Raw genomic sequence first — 15,344 nt, 5'->3', positions numbered from 1 at the left:
ACGGGGGCGATCGTCGCGGCGGCCGCGACGATCGCCCCCGTCAGGGACGGGACCTCCGTACGGGGCTCACGATCGACCTCGAAGAGGCGTTCGAGGGGGCGACCAAGGAGGTCACGCTCACCCGCCCCACGGCCTGTGACACCTGCGACGGCGCGGGCCACCCGCCGGACGCCGACGTGCAGACCTGCCCTCAGTGTAACGGGCGCGGGCAGGTCCAGCAGGTCCAGCAGACGCCGCTCGGCCGCGTCCAGCAGACCTCGACGTGCCCGCGCTGCGAGGGCGAGGGCGAGCTGTACAGCGAGGACTGTTCCGACTGCGGCGGCGACGGCGTCGTCCGCGAGGAGGCGACGCTCTCGGTGGAGATCCCGCCGGGGATCCGCTCCGGCCAGAGCCTCCGGATGGAGCGCGAGGGCGCGCCCGGCGAGAACGGCGGGCCCAACGGCGACCTGCTCATCGAGGTCGACGTCGACATCGGCGACCGGTACGAGCGCGACGGCGACGACCTCCGCGTCAGCGAGGCGATCTCCTTCCCGCAGGCCGTCTTCGGCGACACGGTCGAGGTCGAGACGGTCGACGGCACCGTGGAGATGGACGTCCCCGCCGGCACCCAGAGCGGCGAGACGTTCCGACTGGAGGGGAAGGGGATGCCCCGGCTGCGGCGCCGCGGCCGCGGCGACCTCTACGTGCAGGTGGGCGTCGTGATCCCCGACTCGCTCAACGAGGAGCAGCGCGAGGCGCTGGAGGCGTTCGCCGAGGCCGGCGGCGAGGACATCGACGTCGGCGGCGGCTTCTTCGAGCGGCTGAAGAGCTCCTTCTAACGCACTCACCCCTATCAACCCGTAGTTTTTCCGGCGCGCGCCGCCTATCACGGTCCATGGGCTACGACACCACCGCCTACGACGACGTCGAACCGCGCGCGCCGGGGATGTACTTCCTCCGCGACGCGCTCGACTGCGAGAGCCTCGGCGTGACGGTCGTCGAGGCCGACGACGGCTGGGAGGGGATGGAGCACGACCACGCCGACGCCGGCCACGAGGAGGTGTACGTGCTGCTCCACGGCGCGGCGACGCTGACCGTCGACGGCGAGGCCGTCGAGCTCGGTCCGGGCGACGCCGTCCGGGTCGACGCCGACTCGACGCGCGACCTCGCCTTTTCGGCCGACGGCTCGCGGATGGTCATCGCCGGCGCGCCCTGACGCGAGCGCTCGACCCCGGACGGACCCGCCACTCCTCGTTTTTAAGTCGCGGCCGCCCCGAGTCGCGGACATGGACGTCGTCGGCGATATCCTCGCTCGCGACCGGCGGAGTCGCGACGTCGCGCTCGTCACGCCCGACGAGCGCGAACGCACGTATCGGGACCTGATCACCAACGGGTACAAGTCGGCGAACGTGCTCCGCTACCTCGGCGCGCGGGAGGGGTCGACCGTGGCAGTCGAGCCGGCGCCCGGACTCCACACGACGCTCGCCTTCCTCGGCGCGGCCGCGCTGGGCGCCCCGGTCCGGTTCGACCCCGAGACCGGGATCGCGCGCGGCGACCGCGTCGTCCTCGTCGACGTGGCCGACGAGTCGACGACGGAGCCGGCCCCCGGCACCGGCCTCGCCGCCTTCGGCGGACCGCCGGAGCGACCCGAGACGACCCACTGGGAGCAGGAGCTGTGGAGCGAGAATCCGGGGATGCCCCCCAGCGGAGTCGGCCCGGACGACATCGTGCTGCGCGAGACGGACGGCGAGGGACCGGACCGGAGCGGGAGCGTCACTCACCGCGCGCTCCTCGACGCGGCCGCGTCGGTCGCCGGCGAGCACGGGCTCGAACCGGGTGATTCGGTGACGCTCCGCGGTGACCTCTCGGACCCGCGGGCGCTGGCCGCGGGCCTCGTCGCACCGCTCGCGGCGGGCGCGACGTCCGTCCTCGTGGGTGAGGAGACGGACAACGGCGAACCGACCGTGACCGTCGAGCGGGAGGACGGCGGCTCGCGACGGGTGGCGCTCCCGGCGCTGGGCGAACGCTAAGACAAAGCGACGAGAGCGGCGGCGGTCGCCTCAGTCGTCGGCCGGGTTCGGCGGCGCCGACCGGTCCCGCTCGTGGAGGTGACACGCCGACTCGTGGCCGGGCTCGTGGCTGGTCCGCTGGGGGACGCGTTCCTCGCAGGGGGTGGTGACCCGCTCGGAGAGCGTCGCCGCCGCCGCGTCGAGGTCGTCGCCGAGCGCCTCGTCGAGCGCCGCGTCGAGCAGCGACTCCATCTCGTCGGAGGATATCGTCTCCTCGAGGTCGAACTCGCGGCGGATCTGTCCTTTCACGGCATCTGGGGTGGCGCCGGTGTCGGTCCCGGTCCGGAAGTTCTCGCGGATCTGATCGACGTCGACGCTGTCGGCGGCGAGCGCGTCGCGGAGGTTCAACAGTCCACGCCAGCTCGACTGGTCGAGGTCGACGTCGTCCGGCTGGATCACCCTGTGACACCGGGTGTGGAACCGACAGCCCGACGGCGGGTTCGTCGGGCTCGGCACGGTCCCCGTCAGCTCGATCCCCTCGGCGGTCGAGCGCGGGTCCGGCGTCGGGATCGCCGAGAGCAACGCCTCCGTGTACGGGTGTTGCGGGTCGGCGAAGACGCGGTCCGTCGGTCCGATCTCGACGATCTCACCGAGGTACATGACGGCCACCCGGTCGCAGATCTCCCGGATGACGGACATGTCGTGGCTGATGAACAACAGCGAGAGGTCGAACTCCGACTGCAGGTCGGCGATGAGGTCGAGGATCTCCGCCTGAATCGAGACGTCGAGCGCGGAGACCGGCTCGTCGGCGACGATGAGCTCCGGGTTCAATACGAGCGCTCGCGCCAGCGCGATCCGCTGTTTCTGCCCGCCGGAGAACTCGTGGGGATAGCGGTCGTAGTCCTCGGGCGAGAGCCCGACGCGTTCAAGCAGGTCCTCCACGATCGCACGCCGCCGGTGGCGGTCGGACATGCCGTGGATCTGGAGCATCTCCGCGACCGCGCCCCCGACCGACATCCGCGGGTCGAAGCTGGAGGAGGGGTCCTGGAAGATCATCTGCGCGTCGCGGCGGAACGCCTTCAGCTCCCGGTCGTCGAAGCGCGTCACGTCGTTCGGGTGCGTGCCGTCGGCGTTCCGGGTCGCACCGCTCCGCCCGCCGCCGTTGAATATCACCTCGCCGCCCGTGGGCTCTTCCAGCCGGACGATGGAGGTGGCGGCGGTGGACTTCCCGCAGCCCGACTCGCCGACGAGTCCCAGCGTCTCCCCGGGAGCGATGTCGAAGCTGATCCCGTCGACGGCGCGAGCGGCGCCGACCTGTCGGTTCAACAGGCCCTTCCGGATCGGGTAGTGCTTCTTGAGGTCCCGCACCGAGAGGAGCGGCTCCTCAGTCATCGGCGGAGCTCACCTCCTCGCCGTCGGCGGTCGAGTCCGGAATCCCGTCGCGGACGACCGAGTCGTCGCGGCCGGGGCGGTAGTGGACGCAGGAGGCGCGCTGACCCGGGTTCACTTCGATCTCCTCCGGCTGGTCGCCGGTCACGCAGGCGTCGACCGCGTGCTCGCACCGCGGGGCGAAGCGACAGCCGTCCGGCGGATCGAGCGGATCGGGAAGGGTCCCGGGGATACCCCCCTTCTTCCCGCCGATCTCGGGGAGGCAGTTCAGCAGCTGCTGGGTGTACGGGTGCGCGGGGCGCTCGAAGATGTCGAGGACGTCGCCGCGCTCCATCACCTTGCCGGCGTACATCACGACGATGCGGTCGGCGATCTCGGCGACGACGCCCAGGTCGTGCGTGACGAAGAGGATCCCCATGTCGAACTCCTCCTGCAGGTCGTCGAGGAGCCGGAGGATCTGCGCTTGCACCGTCACGTCCAGCGCCGTGGTCGGCTCGTCCGCGATCAGCAGGTCGGGGTCGCCGACGAGCGCCATCGCGATCATCACGCGCTGCTTCTGTCCGCCGGAGAACTCGTGCGGGTAGTCGTCGAACCGCGAGCTGGCGTTCGCGATCCCCACCTTGTCCATCAGGTCGATCGCCTTCGCGCGCGCCTCCTCGTCGGAGACGTCGCGGTGGATCTGCAGCGCCTCGACGATCTGCCACCCGACGGTGTAACAGTGGTTCATCGCCTCCTGCGGGTTCTGGAAGATGTGCGCGATCTCGTAGCCGCGGATCTCGCGGAGTTCGGGCTCGCTCATCTCCAGCAGATCGCGGCTCTTGAACCGGACCGAGCCCCGGACGCGACCCGGCGGCTCCTTGACGATCCGCGTCACCGACTCCGTCGCCACCGTCTTCCCGGAGCCGGACTCCCCGACGATACAGACGGTCTCGCCCTCGTCGACCGAGAAGTCGACCCCGTCGACGGCCGTGAGCTCTCCGTTGTCGGTGCTGAACGTCGTCGTGAGGTCTTCGACCTCGAGCAGTGGTTGTCGGGTGGACATTATGCGCTCTCCGCCTCCGCTTCGGGGTTCAGGGCGTCCAGCAGCGCGTCGCCGATGAAGTTGAACGCCAGGATCGTCAGGAACAGCACGATGCCGGGCGACAACACGATCCACGGCGCGAACGCCAGGTCGCTCCGGCCCGCGGATATCAGCTGTCCCCACGAGGGGACCGCCGAGTCGCCGATCCCGAGGAACGCGAGCTGCGCCTCCGCGAGCAGGAAGCCGGGGATGAGCAGCGTGAGCTGCGTGATGATGCTGCTCGCCACGTTCGGGACGACGTGTTTCCGGACCACGCGGTAGGTGCTCGCGCCGCTGATCCGCGTCGCCTTGATGAACTCCTCCTCGGAGACGGACAGCGACTTGCTGCGCACGTACCGCGCGGTGCCGCCCCACGCGAACGCCGAGAACACGAGGATGAACATCCCCAATCCGGCGCCGTAGATGTACAGGATGAGCAGGAACATCAGGAACGTCGGGAACGAGAGGATGATGTCGACGAACCGCATCATCACTTCGTCGACCCAGCCGCCCGCGTACGCGCTGACGGTGCCGAACGTGATGCCGATCGCCGCGACGATCGTCGTCGTGATGAAGGCTATCTGCATGCTGATCGTCATGCCGTAGACGATGCCGGCGAAGACGTCTTTCCCGCCGCGAGTGGTCCCGAGCGGGTGCTGCCACGTCCCCTGACACCGTCCGTTCACCACCTCGCCGACGCAGTTCGCGACGTTCGCCTCGTCGATCGAGAGGAACACCGGCGGCTGGTGGCCGGTGAGGATGCTCTGCTCCGGCGCGCTGATCAGGAGCGGACCGATGAGCCCGCCCACGAACACGATCCCCAGCCAACCGAGGCTGACGACCGCGGGGCGGTTCCGCCTGAACTCCTTCCAGTAGTACCGCGTCATCCGCGGGTTCTGATACAGCGGTAAGATCAGGTAGAAGAAGAACAGGAACAGCGTGAACACGAAGAAGTAGTCCAGCGGGTCGAGGTTCCTGCTGAGTCCGATCGCCTGGAACGTCGCCTCGCGTTCGCCGACGAACTGGTAGTCGTACAGCCAGAGGAGCGCCAGCGGCAGCGTCGCCACCAGCATGCCGATCGAGTTTATCGACAGGTCGAACCGTCTCGACTCGGAGAGCTCGCTCCAGTCGACGCGGTCGAACTGCTCCGGTTTCTTCGTTGCCATTGTGAGTTATCTGTCGTCGTAGTTGATTCGCGGGTCGAGCACGGTGAACACCAAGTCTTCTAGCAGGTTGCCGACGACGGCAATGAAGGTGAACACCAGCGTCGATCCCAACACCAGGTTGGTGTCCTGCGAGATGAGCGCGTTGAACGTCAGTCTGCCCAGTCCGGGGATGCCGAACACGACTTCCACGAGCAGCGACGACCCGATGAACAGCGCCAACAGCTGCCCGACGAGCGTCGTCGACAGCGGGACCATCGTCGGCCGCATCACGTGGTAGGCGTACGCGCGCAGCGGCGAGACCCCTTTCGCCTTCGCCGTCTTCATGAAGTCGGAGTTCTGGAACTCCGCGGACTCGTTCCGCGAGACCCGCATCGTCGCGCCGATCGAGCCCGTGACGAGCACGAACACCGGCAGAATCAGCTGCCGGACGTTCTGCAGGCTGAACACGGGAGCGCTCGTGTCGTACGATATCGGGACGACCTCGAACCAGACCCCGAAGATCAGGAGCAGGATGATCCCGAAGAAGAAGTTCGGAATCGCGTACCCGAAGAACGCGAACCCGGTCGCGACGTGGTCGCGCCAGCTGTACATGTTCGCCGCGGAGTAGACGCCGACGAGCGGCCCGAGGGTTATCGTGAGGACGGTCCACGGGATCGAGTACTGCGCGGTGTAGTAGAGCGCCTGCAGCAGCGCCTCGGTCACGGGCTGGCTGCGGCTCTCCGACCAGCCCCAGTCGAGCGTGTAAATGCTCCGGATGAAGTCCATGTACCGAACGTACAGCGGCTGGTTGAGCCCGCGGAGCTCGCGCTCTCGCTCGACCGCGGCCGAGGGGTCACCGCCCTGCAGCGCGGCCTGCGTCGCCGCCTCGCGGATCGCCGGGTTGGGCGCGGCCGCGAGCAGGAGGAACGTGATCGTGGTGATGATCAGCGAGACGACCACGGCCCACAGCACGCGTGCGCCGACGTACTTTCCGAATCCCATATTGATGACGTGGAAGTGTGAGAGACGGCGGCGTTACTGCTCGTATCTCCACGCGGGGAGGTTCCAGCCGTTCGAGAAGTTCTCGATGGGGCCTTCGAGCCCCTCGCGGTAGCCGACCGTGCTGTCGGGGAACGCGAGCATGATGTACGGCTGCTCTTCCGCGATGTTGACGAAGAGGTCGACGAGCGCGTCGGCCAGCTCCTCCTCGCTGGACGCCTGCCGGGCGTTGTCGAACAGCGTCTGCGCGTCGAACTCGGGGTAGTAGCCGACCGGGTTGTACGACCCGGTCGCGCCGTCGAAGAAGACGGCGTTCGTGAGGGGGTTCCGCGGGAACGTGTTCAGTCCGTACACGATCTCCATGTCCCAGTCCTCGTTCCCGGTGATGTTTCGCGGTCCGGGGTTCGTCGCGGTGGGCGAGGTCCACTCGACCTCCTCGCCGTCGACGGTGTCGACGAGCTCGTCAGGGACGCTGGTGACCTCGCCCTCCTCGTTCCGCTCGGGCGTGGGGAAGTCCGTCGTGGTGTAGTACTCCGTGTCGAACCGCGTGCCGTCGATGGCCTCGATACTCACGTCGATCCCGAGGTTGTTCCCGAGCTCCTGTGCGATGAACTCTCCCATCAGCTGCTCGGTCTCCTGGCCGGCGCTGTGGTAGAGGCTGAGCTGGACCTGGTTGCCGTCTGGATCGACCATCGTCTCGCCGTCGAAGCCGTACTCGTATTCGGACTGCTCGAAGGCGTCCTCCGCCAGCCCGCGGGCGTACTCGCTCCCGTAGCGGTCGCCGACGCCGAACATCGGGATGTTGTCCTCGGGCGGATAGAAGTTACTGAAGCGGGGCTGCCACGTGAAGTGCGTCTCCGCGAAGTCGCGGAAGACGCCCTGGATCAGGCTCTGCTTGTCGATCGCCGCGGCCATGGCCTGCCGGAACGGGATGTGCCGGAACATGTTTCCCGGTCCGGTCGTCCAGCCGTTGTCCCGCATGTTGACGGACAGCTTCTCGTTGTACGGCTGCGGGATCTGGTTGACGTAGATCTCGTCGTTGTCCTGATACTCCTGCACACGCTCGGGCGGGATAGCCGCTGAATCGACTTCGCCGGTCTCCAACGCGCCGAGTCGGGAGGCCTGTTCGCCGAGGACCTGGATCTCCGCTGACTCGAAGTACGGGGCCTCGTTGAAGACGTCCGGGAGGTCGTCGGCGTCCTGAAGGTAGTAGTCGTCGTTGCGGCTGTACTGGGTGCCGCCGTCGCGCTGCCACTCGTCGAGCACGTACGGGCCGAGGTTGCCGGAGAACTGGAGTTCGAGCAACTCCTCGTCCTGCCGGAGCCCCTCGGCGTCCTCCTCCTCGACGTACGGCTGGAGGAGGTCCTGCGGGATGGGGTACAGGAGCGGCTCGTAGCTCTCGGGCCAGAGGAGTTGCGGGCTCTGGAGGGTGGCCTGAAACTCGTACTCGCCGGTCTGTTCCACTTCTACGCCCGTCCAGTACGTGGCACTGACCGAACTGGCCCAGCCCCCCTGGTGAACTTCCTGGATGAGATACACGAAGTCGCTCGCGGTCACCTCGCCGTACGGGTCGCTGAACTGGAGCCCCTCGCGGACCTCGAACGTCCACACCTCGCCGTCCTCGGTGGACATGTCGTAGAGCAGCGGGACGTACTCGTTGTCGGCGTTGAACGTGTACCCCTGGTCGAGCGCGCGAGCGATCGCGTTCCCGGCGCCGTTTTCGTCGTTGTATATCGGATTGAGCGTCGTGAACGAGGCCGCGGCGGCCGTCGCGTACGTCGACGTGTCGGTGCCGCTGTCCTCGCCGTCGCCGCCGTCCGTCCCGTCGTCCCCGTCGGTCCCGTTCCCGGTCTCCCCGTCGCCGCCGTCACCGCCGTTGCCCGAGCAGCCGGCGAGCGCGGTCGCACCGCCGATGCCGAGCATGGAGAGCCACTGTCGACGTCCGAGACGCCGACCGTCTTTGCCACCGTCAGTGTGTCGCCGTGACATACCACGAGACAGTGAGTGTACGCACTAAAAACCTCAGATGTTCAGATAGATACGGCGAATAACCGCTAAAGACGGCCTTATACACCGTATAAACGGTCCACCCGATAGTAGTTTATAAACGAACAGGCACATCGTGTCGTCGACACGAGACGTTCGGGCAGTCCGGTTCGGCCGGCGGGCGACCCGGATCCCAAAGCCCCTAAGCCGCGCCGGTGAACTGGGCGGTATGACCGATATCCACCCGCACCAGCGCGTCGCGGTGCTCGCCGACTCGCAGAACCTGTACCACTCCGCGCAGAGCTTCTACTCGCGGAACATCGACTACTCCGGCCTGTTGGAGGCCGCGGTCGACGACCGCGAGCTCGTCCGGGCCATCGCGTACGTGATCCGCGCCGACTCCCCGGAGGAGGAGAGCTTCTTCGAGGCGCTCCGCGACATCGGCTTCGAGACGAAGATCAAGGAGATCAAGACGTTCGCCGACGGCTCCAAGAAGGCCGACTGGGACCTCGGGATGAGCCTGGACGCCGTCTCGCTCGCCAGCCACGTCGACACCGTCGTGCTCTGTACCGGCGACGGCGACTTCGCTCGGCTCTGCTCGCACCTCCGCCACGAGGGCGTCCGCGTCGAGGCGATGGGGTTCGGCAACTCCGCCGCCGAGGAGCTGATCGAGGCCGCGGACGACTTCGTCGACCTCGCCGAAGAGGAGGAGACGTTCCTCTTATAACTCCGCTCTTCGCCGCCGTCAGCGCGACGCGTCGCCGCCGTCAGCGCGACGGTTCGCCCCACCGAGCAGCGCCGTAATCGACCGTTCGACCGTCTCCGCGGCGGCCGCCACCTCTCGCACGCGGACGTACTCGCGCTCCGAGTGCGCGACCGCGCCCGCGTCGTCGGCGAGGTCGCCGGGGCCGAACACGACCGTCGGCGCCGGTGCGAAGTACGACGCCTCCGTCGCCGCGCCGAAGGGGCGCACGGATCCCCCGCGGTCGGTCGCGAGCCCGGTCGAGTCGGCCGCCGCCCGCGCCGCGCCCGCGACCGCGTCGACCAGCTCGTGATCGGGGGGCGTCGAGAACGCCTCGAAGAAGGGCGACTCCCGGTCGGTGAGCGCGACGTCGACGCCGACGTCCTCCGGGACCCGCGCCCGCACCGCGGCCGCGAGCGCCGAGCGGAATCCCTCGGCCGTCTCCGGCGGGACGCTCCGCCGGTCGACGGTGATCTCGCAGTCCGCCGGCACCTGGTTCGTCGCCTCCCCGCCCTCGATGACGGTCGGCGTGAGCTTCGGCGGGCCGAGCTGGGGGTGCCCGTCGGCGTCCGCGTCGAAGGTCCGGACCGCCTCGAGCGCGCCCTCGGCGGCCGCGACCGCGTTCGCGCCGGCGAACTCCGCGGCGTGCGCCGCGGTGCCCGACAGCTCGACGGTACCCTGGAACCGCCCCTTCGCGGCGGTACACGCGTCGAGCCCGGTCGGCTCGCCGACCAGGAACAGGTCGCCGTCGAGCCGGTCCTCGGTCCCCGGCAGCCGCCCCGTCAGCGCCGCCGCCCCGAGCGACAGGGTCTCCTCGTCGGGCGTGAGCGCGAGCGTGAGCCGGCCGCGCTCCGGGGCGGCCGAGAGGAACCCGGACAGGAGCGCGGCGAGCGGTCCCTTTGCGTCGCACGCGCCGCGCCCGCGGATCACCTGGTCAGGGGCTCCGCCGTTCGATGCGGGACCCAATCGCTCGTCCTCCCCGGCGACGCCCCGCTCGAACGGGACGTGCGGCGTCACCGTGTCGAGGTGCGTGTTCGCAACGAGGTGCGGCCCCGCGTCCGGCGCGGGCGAGCGCTTCTCCGCGAGCACGCAGCCGCCGGCGACGACCTCGCTGTCGACGCCGTGCCGGTCGAGCGTCTCGACGACCAGGTCGCGCATCTCGTCGACGGACTCGTGAGAGGGGGTCCGAACGGCGCGCTCGTGGAAGGAGACGGGATCGAACGAGGGGTCGCTCATCGCGGGTCGGCGGGCAGGCTCCCGGTGAACTCGTGGGCGACCGGACCGGTCAGCGTCGCGTGGCCCGCGTCGGGCACCGTGATCTCGAGTTCGCCGCCCGGCGGGCGGCTCACGGCCGACTCGCCGTCGATCAGGCCGAGCCGGCGCGCGGTGGCGACGACCGCCACGGCGCCGGTGCCGCAGGAGCGCGTCTCGCCCTCGACGCCGCGCTCGAAGGTGCGCTGGTCGAGGACCGCCGGCCCGTCGCCGCTCCCGTCGTCGACGACCGCCGCGAGGTTCACGTTCGCGCCCTCGGGGAAGACGTCGGCGCTCCGGACCGGCGGAGCGACGGCGTCGAGGTCGACCGCGTCGATGCCCTCCGGCTCGTCGCGCCCGCCGTCGACGAACGCCACCGCGTGGGGGACGCCCGTGTTCACGGCCGTGACGGTCAGTCCCGCGACCGGTTCGTCGATCAGCGGTTCGTCGCGGGCGACCGGGACCCGACGGGGGTCGAACGTCGGCTCGCCCATCTCGATGGTCGCCGCGGTCGCGTCCGCGTTCACCGAGGCGCGCCGCGTGCCCGCCTGCGTGTCGATCATGAACTCGCGGTCGCCGGTCCGGTCGTGGGCCCACCGGGCGACGACGCGCGCGCCGTTGCCGCACATCGTCGCCGTCGAGCCGTCGGGCTGGACCAGCGTCATCACGACCCGTGTCGGGTCGAACCGCTCCTCGATACTTAAAAAGAGGACGCCGTCCGCGCCGCGGCGGCCGGCGGGCGCGTCGCCTCCCGTGCCGCTCGCCGCGGCCGCGCCGCGGTCGGCGTCGAAGTCCGCCCCGTTTACGCCCGTCTCGCGGTCGCAGTGAGCGCGCGCGAACCGCGCGCGGTCGCCGACGCTCTCCGCGGCCGCGTCGACGACGAGGAAGTCGTTGCCCGTGCCGTGGTACTTCTCGATCGGGACTGCGTGGGTGCTCATCGCTCCCCCTCCGTCTCGGGCGCCGCCGTCGCTCCTGAACGGTCCCCCGTCCGTTCGGCCGCCGTCACGTCCGTCAGACTCTCTCGTCGTCGGGCGACCGTCGCGGTTCCGTCGTCGAGCGCGACCTCCGCCGGCCGCGGTCGTGAGTTGTATTGGCTCGCCATCTCGTATCCGTACGCGCCCGCGATTCCGACCGCGAGGAGGTCTCCTCGGGCCGGATCGGCGAGCGCTCGGTCTCTACACAGGGTATCACCGGTCTCACAGATAGGTCCGGCGACCGTGACAGGGGTTGCCTCCCGCTCGTGGGGGGACGGGGCGTCGCTCCCGTCGCCGCCCCGTCCGCCGCCGAGGTTCCTGATCGGGTGGTACGCGTCGTACATCGCCGGACGCAGCAGGTCAGTCATCCCGGCGTCGACGCCGACGACGCGCTCGTCGGGGGTCGGCTTCACCGTGTTCACGCGCGTCAGCAGGACGCCCGCGTCGGCGACGACGTACCGGCCGGGCTCGATCGCGAGGTCGGCGCCCGCGGGCAGCGGTGCGACGGCCTCTCGGGTGGCCGCCGCGACCGCACCGAGGTCGAGCGGCGGCTCGTCCTCCTCGTAGGGGACGCCGAACCCGCCGCCGACGTCGACGTACTCGAGGTCTAGGGGGGCGGGCGCGTCGCCGTCCCCGGCCGCGTCGCCGTCGGGCTCCGCGAGCTTCCGCGCCAGCGCTCCCATCCGCGAGACCATCTCGCGGTGGCTGTCCAGCTGGTCGGGGTCGATGCCGGAGCCCGCGTGGGCGTGGACCCCGACCACTTCGAAGCGCTCGGCGGCGTCGCGGGCCGCCTCGGCGGCGCGATCGTACGGGATCCCGAACTTCGCCGCGCCGCCGGTCCGGACCTTCGCGTGGTGGCCCGCGCCGACGCCGGGGTTCACCCGGACGCAGACCCGCCCGTCGTAGCCCCGCTCGGCGAGCCGGTCGAGGGTGTCGACCGCGCCGACGGTGACCGTGAGGGCGGGCTCCGCCTCGGCGACGCCGACGACGTAGTCGAGGTCGCGGGCGGGCGGGTTGACCGCGGTGTAGTGGAGCCGCTCGCCGCCGAAGCCGGCCGCGAGCGCGCGGTCGACCTCGCCGGCCGAGGCGCACTCGGCGTCGAGCCCGGCCTCGCGGACCGCTTCGAGGACCGCCCGTCCGGTGTGGGCCTTCACCGCGTACCGGACGTCGGCGTCGGGGAAGGCGTCCCGGAGGCGCTCGCAGTTCTCGCGAACGCGGTTGAGGTCCTGCGCGTACAGCGGCGTGCCGTGCTCGGCCGCGAGGTCGGCGAGGCGGTCGGCGTCCCAGTCGCTCACGCGTCGGGCCGGGGGGTCGCCGTCGGCGGCGACGGGGCCAGCGGCGGAGTCGCCGTCGGCGGATTCGTCGGACGATCCGCCAGCGTCGCGGTCGCTCATTCGCGGAGGGCGTCCTCGCGCCGCGTCGCCTCCAGCGTGTCCTCCTCGACGTGGGTCGCGACGACCGCGGGCTTGTACGCGCCGCCCTCGAACAGGTCGTGGTCGCCCACGGAGGACTCCACCATCCGGGTGAACGCCCGGCGGTCGGCCGGGAGGTGGCCGTAGAGGACCTCCTCCTCGACGAGGTCGTAGACGGGGATCCGCGGCGTCAGGAGGGTGTTCTCGCCCACGATCGAGTTCTCGCCGACGCGGAAGCCCGAGGTGACCCGGCAGCCCGCGCCGAGCGAGACGCCGTCCTCGACGACGACCGGCGCGTCCTCGACGGGTTCGAGGACGCCGCCGATCAGCGTGTTGGCGCCGAGCTTGACGTTCTCGCCGAGCTGGGCGCAGGAGCCGACCGTGTCGCAGGAGTCGACGAGGGTGCCGTCGCCGACGTGCGCGCCCATGTTGACGAACGAGGGGCTCATCATGATGCAGTCGCTCCCGAGGTACGCGCCGCGCCGGATGACGGTGCCGTCGGGGGTGTTGCGGGTCCCGCGCTCGCCGAGGTCGGCGGTGTCGCGGAGCGGGAGCACGTCGTAGTAGGTGACGCCGCCGTGCTCGCGGGGCTCCGTCTCGCGCAGGCCGAAGTTCAGCAGGATGCCTCGCTTGACCCACTCGTTGGCCTCCCAGGTGGTCACGTCGTCGCCGGTCTTCTCGGCTGCGCGGACCTCGCCCGCCTCCAGCGCGGAGAGGAACTCGTCGATCACGGCCGCGTCTTCGGCGGTGGCGTCGGCGGCGGTCAGTCCCTCCTGATAGCGGTCCCACAGATCGGATACGTCGGATTCGAGCGTCATTGCGTAGTGTAAGGATGAGTGTCGGTATTTATTCGTCGATATGCGGATGCTTCGTAGTTATTCGTTTCCGGCGTCGAGCACGTCGTCGAACCCGTACCAGCCGGGGTCGCGGCCGGCGAGCCAGGCGGCGGCGTCGAGCGCGCCCTCGGCGAACACCCCGCGGTCGCCGGCGCGGTGCGTGAGCTCCAGCGTCTCGCGGTTCCCCGCCACGAGCACCTCGTGTTCGCCGGTGACGTCGCCCGCGCGCCGGGCGTGTACGCCGATCTCGTCGGGTTCGCGCGGCGCGTCGCCCTCGCGCCCGTGGACGCGCTCGTCGAGGTCGGCCCGGACCGACTCCACGTCGTCGAGGATCGACTTCGCGGTGCCCGAGGGGGCGTCGCGCTTCCCGTTGTGGTGCGTCTCGGTGAGCTCCACGTCGTAGCCGGGGAGCGCGGCCGCCGCCTCCCGGACCGCGCGGCGGAGCGCGGCGACGCCGCGCGCGAAGTTGGACGCCTTGAGCACCGGGACCGCGTCGCTCGCGGCCCGGAGGCTGTCGAGCTGTCCCCCCTCGAAACCGGTCGTCCCGGTGACGAACGGGACGCCCGCGTCGGCGCAGGCCCCGGCGTACGCGACGGCCGAGGCCGGTCCGGTGAAGTCGACGAGGACGTCGGGGGACTCTGCCGCGAGCAGCTCCCCGAGCCGGTCGGCGTCCTCGACGTCGACGCCCGCGACGGGCTCTGTCGCGGTGCGGTTGACCGCGACCGCGACGGCGACGCCCTCGCGGTCGGCGGCCGCCTCGATAACCTCGCGGCCCATTCGGCCGCCGGCGCCGGTGACGGCGACGGAGAGGGAGGGGGAGTCGGCCGCGCCGCCGCTCATTCGGCGCCCCCCGTTGCGGGCTCGACGACCTCCGGTTCGACGGTTCCGGGCGCGGCCTCGTCGTACTCGGCGAGCAGGTCACGCAGGATGTCGCGGCGCTCCTCGGAGAGCCGCGAGAGCGGCGAGCGGACCAGCGGCCCGCCCCGGTCGCGGATGTGCATCGCCTCCTTCACCGGAATCGGGTTCGTCTCGGCGAACAGCTCGCGGACGAGCGGCGAGAGCTCGTGGTGGAGCGCGCGGGCGCGGTCGTAGTCGCCGGAGAGCGCGGCGCCGACCATCGCGCAGGAGCGCTCCGGCTCGACGTTCGCAACGACGCTGATAGTGCCGGTGCCGCCGATGGAGAGCACCGGGAGCGTGAGCCCGTCGTCGCCGGAGAGCACGGAGAAGGACTCCTCGCGGGTGCGCTCGATCACCTCGCTGATGAGGTTCAGGTCGCCGGAAGCGGCCTTGTACCCCTGGATGTTCGGGTGCTCCGCGAGCTCGACCGTGACGTCGACCGGGATCGACTGACCGGTCCGACTTGGGACGTTGTAGACGATCTGTGGAAGGTCGACCTCGTCGGCGATCGTCCGGTAGTGGTTCAGGAATCCCTGCGCCTCCGGCTTGTTGTAGTACGGGGAGATGAGGAGGAGGCCGTCGGCGCCCGCGTCGGCGGCCCGCCGGGACAGCGAGAGCGCCTCGGCGGTGTTGTTGGAGCCGGTGCCGGCGATGACCGGGATGTC

15 protein-coding genes are annotated in these 15,344 nt (G+C 70.3%); 4 read left to right on the top strand and 11 right to left on the bottom strand.

The genetic code is table 11. From position 1 onward, the window contains the following. From DJ81_RS05485 to DJ81_RS05475, 3 genes are all read left to right on the top strand, one after another. A partial coding sequence (locus DJ81_RS05485) for a DnaJ C-terminal domain-containing protein (protein ID WP_094588888.1) occupies positions 1-818 on the top strand: 818 nt, incomplete at its 5' end. Between the two features lie 56 nt (positions 819-874). Next, positions 875-1,195, top strand: coding sequence for a cupin domain-containing protein (locus DJ81_RS05480; protein ID WP_094524892.1), 321 nt, complete (start codon positions 875-877; stop codon positions 1,193-1,195). Positions 1,196-1,265: 70 nt separating this feature from the next. After that, on the top strand, positions 1,266-2,009 hold the full coding sequence (locus DJ81_RS05475; RefSeq protein ID WP_249269085.1) for a hypothetical protein: 744 nt from the start codon (positions 1,266-1,268) through the stop codon (positions 2,007-2,009). A gap of 30 nt (positions 2,010-2,039) precedes the next feature. On the opposite strand, the gene DJ81_RS05470 is transcribed toward DJ81_RS05475, so the two are convergent. From DJ81_RS05470 to DJ81_RS05450, 5 genes are read right to left on the bottom strand one after another with little or no spacing between them, the layout of a single operon-like run. Beyond that, positions 2,040-3,380 (bottom strand): ABC transporter ATP-binding protein, encoded by a 1,341-nt coding sequence (locus tag DJ81_RS05470; protein WP_094525937.1) that lies wholly within the window; start codon positions 3,378-3,380, stop codon positions 2,040-2,042. Beyond that, a complete protein-coding gene (locus DJ81_RS05465) occupies positions 3,373-4,419 on the bottom strand; it encodes an ABC transporter ATP-binding protein (protein WP_094588886.1) in 1,047 nt (348 codons plus the stop codon). Before DJ81_RS05465 ends, DJ81_RS05470 begins: the two co-directional genes overlap by 8 nt. Beyond that, a complete protein-coding gene (locus tag DJ81_RS05460) occupies positions 4,419-5,603 on the bottom strand; it encodes an ABC transporter permease (RefSeq protein WP_094524895.1) in 1,185 nt (394 codons plus the stop codon). The genes DJ81_RS05465 and DJ81_RS05460 overlap by 1 nt, the downstream gene beginning before the upstream one ends. 6 nt (positions 5,604-5,609) lie before the next feature. Further along, positions 5,610-6,584, bottom strand: a complete 975-nt coding sequence (locus DJ81_RS05455; protein WP_094524896.1) for an ABC transporter permease — start codon at positions 6,582-6,584, stop codon at positions 5,610-5,612. Between the two features lie 33 nt (positions 6,585-6,617). Continuing rightward, complete coding sequence (locus tag DJ81_RS05450; RefSeq protein WP_094588884.1) at positions 6,618-8,570, bottom strand: ABC transporter substrate-binding protein; 1,953 nt, start codon at positions 8,568-8,570, stop codon at positions 6,618-6,620. A 226-nt stretch (positions 8,571-8,796) separates the two neighbouring features. On the opposite strand from DJ81_RS05450, the gene DJ81_RS05445 reads away from it, so the two are divergent. Continuing rightward, positions 8,797-9,294: an NYN domain-containing protein gene (locus DJ81_RS05445; protein ID WP_094524898.1), complete on the top strand. Its 498-nt coding sequence runs from the start codon at positions 8,797-8,799 to the stop codon at positions 9,292-9,294. 18 nt (positions 9,295-9,312) lie between these two features. On the opposite strand, the gene DJ81_RS05440 is transcribed toward DJ81_RS05445, so the two are convergent. The 6 genes from DJ81_RS05440 to dapA form a co-directional block, all read right to left on the bottom strand. Next, entirely contained in the window at positions 9,313-10,545 is a 1,233-nt protein-coding gene (locus tag DJ81_RS05440) for a M20/M25/M40 family metallo-hydrolase (protein ID WP_094588882.1), read from the bottom strand. Next, positions 10,542-11,498, bottom strand: coding sequence for a diaminopimelate epimerase (dapF, locus tag DJ81_RS05435; protein WP_094588880.1), 957 nt, complete (start codon positions 11,496-11,498; stop codon positions 10,542-10,544). The genes DJ81_RS05440 and dapF overlap by 4 nt, the downstream gene beginning before the upstream one ends. Continuing rightward, positions 11,495-12,928, bottom strand: coding sequence for a diaminopimelate decarboxylase (gene lysA, locus DJ81_RS05430; protein ID WP_094588878.1), 1,434 nt, complete (start codon positions 12,926-12,928; stop codon positions 11,495-11,497). The genes dapF and lysA overlap by 4 nt, the downstream gene beginning before the upstream one ends. Continuing rightward, entirely contained in the window at positions 12,925-13,764 is an 840-nt protein-coding gene (locus DJ81_RS05425) for a 2,3,4,5-tetrahydropyridine-2,6-dicarboxylate N-succinyltransferase (RefSeq protein WP_094557435.1), read from the bottom strand. The genes lysA and DJ81_RS05425 overlap by 4 nt, the downstream gene beginning before the upstream one ends. 57 nt (positions 13,765-13,821) lie before the next feature. Continuing rightward, positions 13,822-14,622 (bottom strand): 4-hydroxy-tetrahydrodipicolinate reductase, encoded by an 801-nt coding sequence (gene dapB, locus DJ81_RS05420; RefSeq protein WP_094588876.1) that lies wholly within the window; start codon positions 14,620-14,622, stop codon positions 13,822-13,824. Beyond that, a partial coding sequence (gene dapA, locus DJ81_RS05415) for a 4-hydroxy-tetrahydrodipicolinate synthase (RefSeq protein ID WP_094588874.1) occupies positions 14,619-15,344 on the bottom strand: 726 nt, incomplete at its 5' end. The genes dapA and dapB, both read right to left, overlap by 4 nt.

This window comes from Halorubrum sp. Hd13 (assembly GCF_002252755.1).
GTDB lineage: Archaea > Halobacteriota > Halobacteria > Halobacteriales > Haloferacaceae > Halorubrum.
The sequence above is the reverse complement of the archived record's forward strand: the minus strand, read 5'-3'. Positions and strand labels throughout refer to the sequence as shown.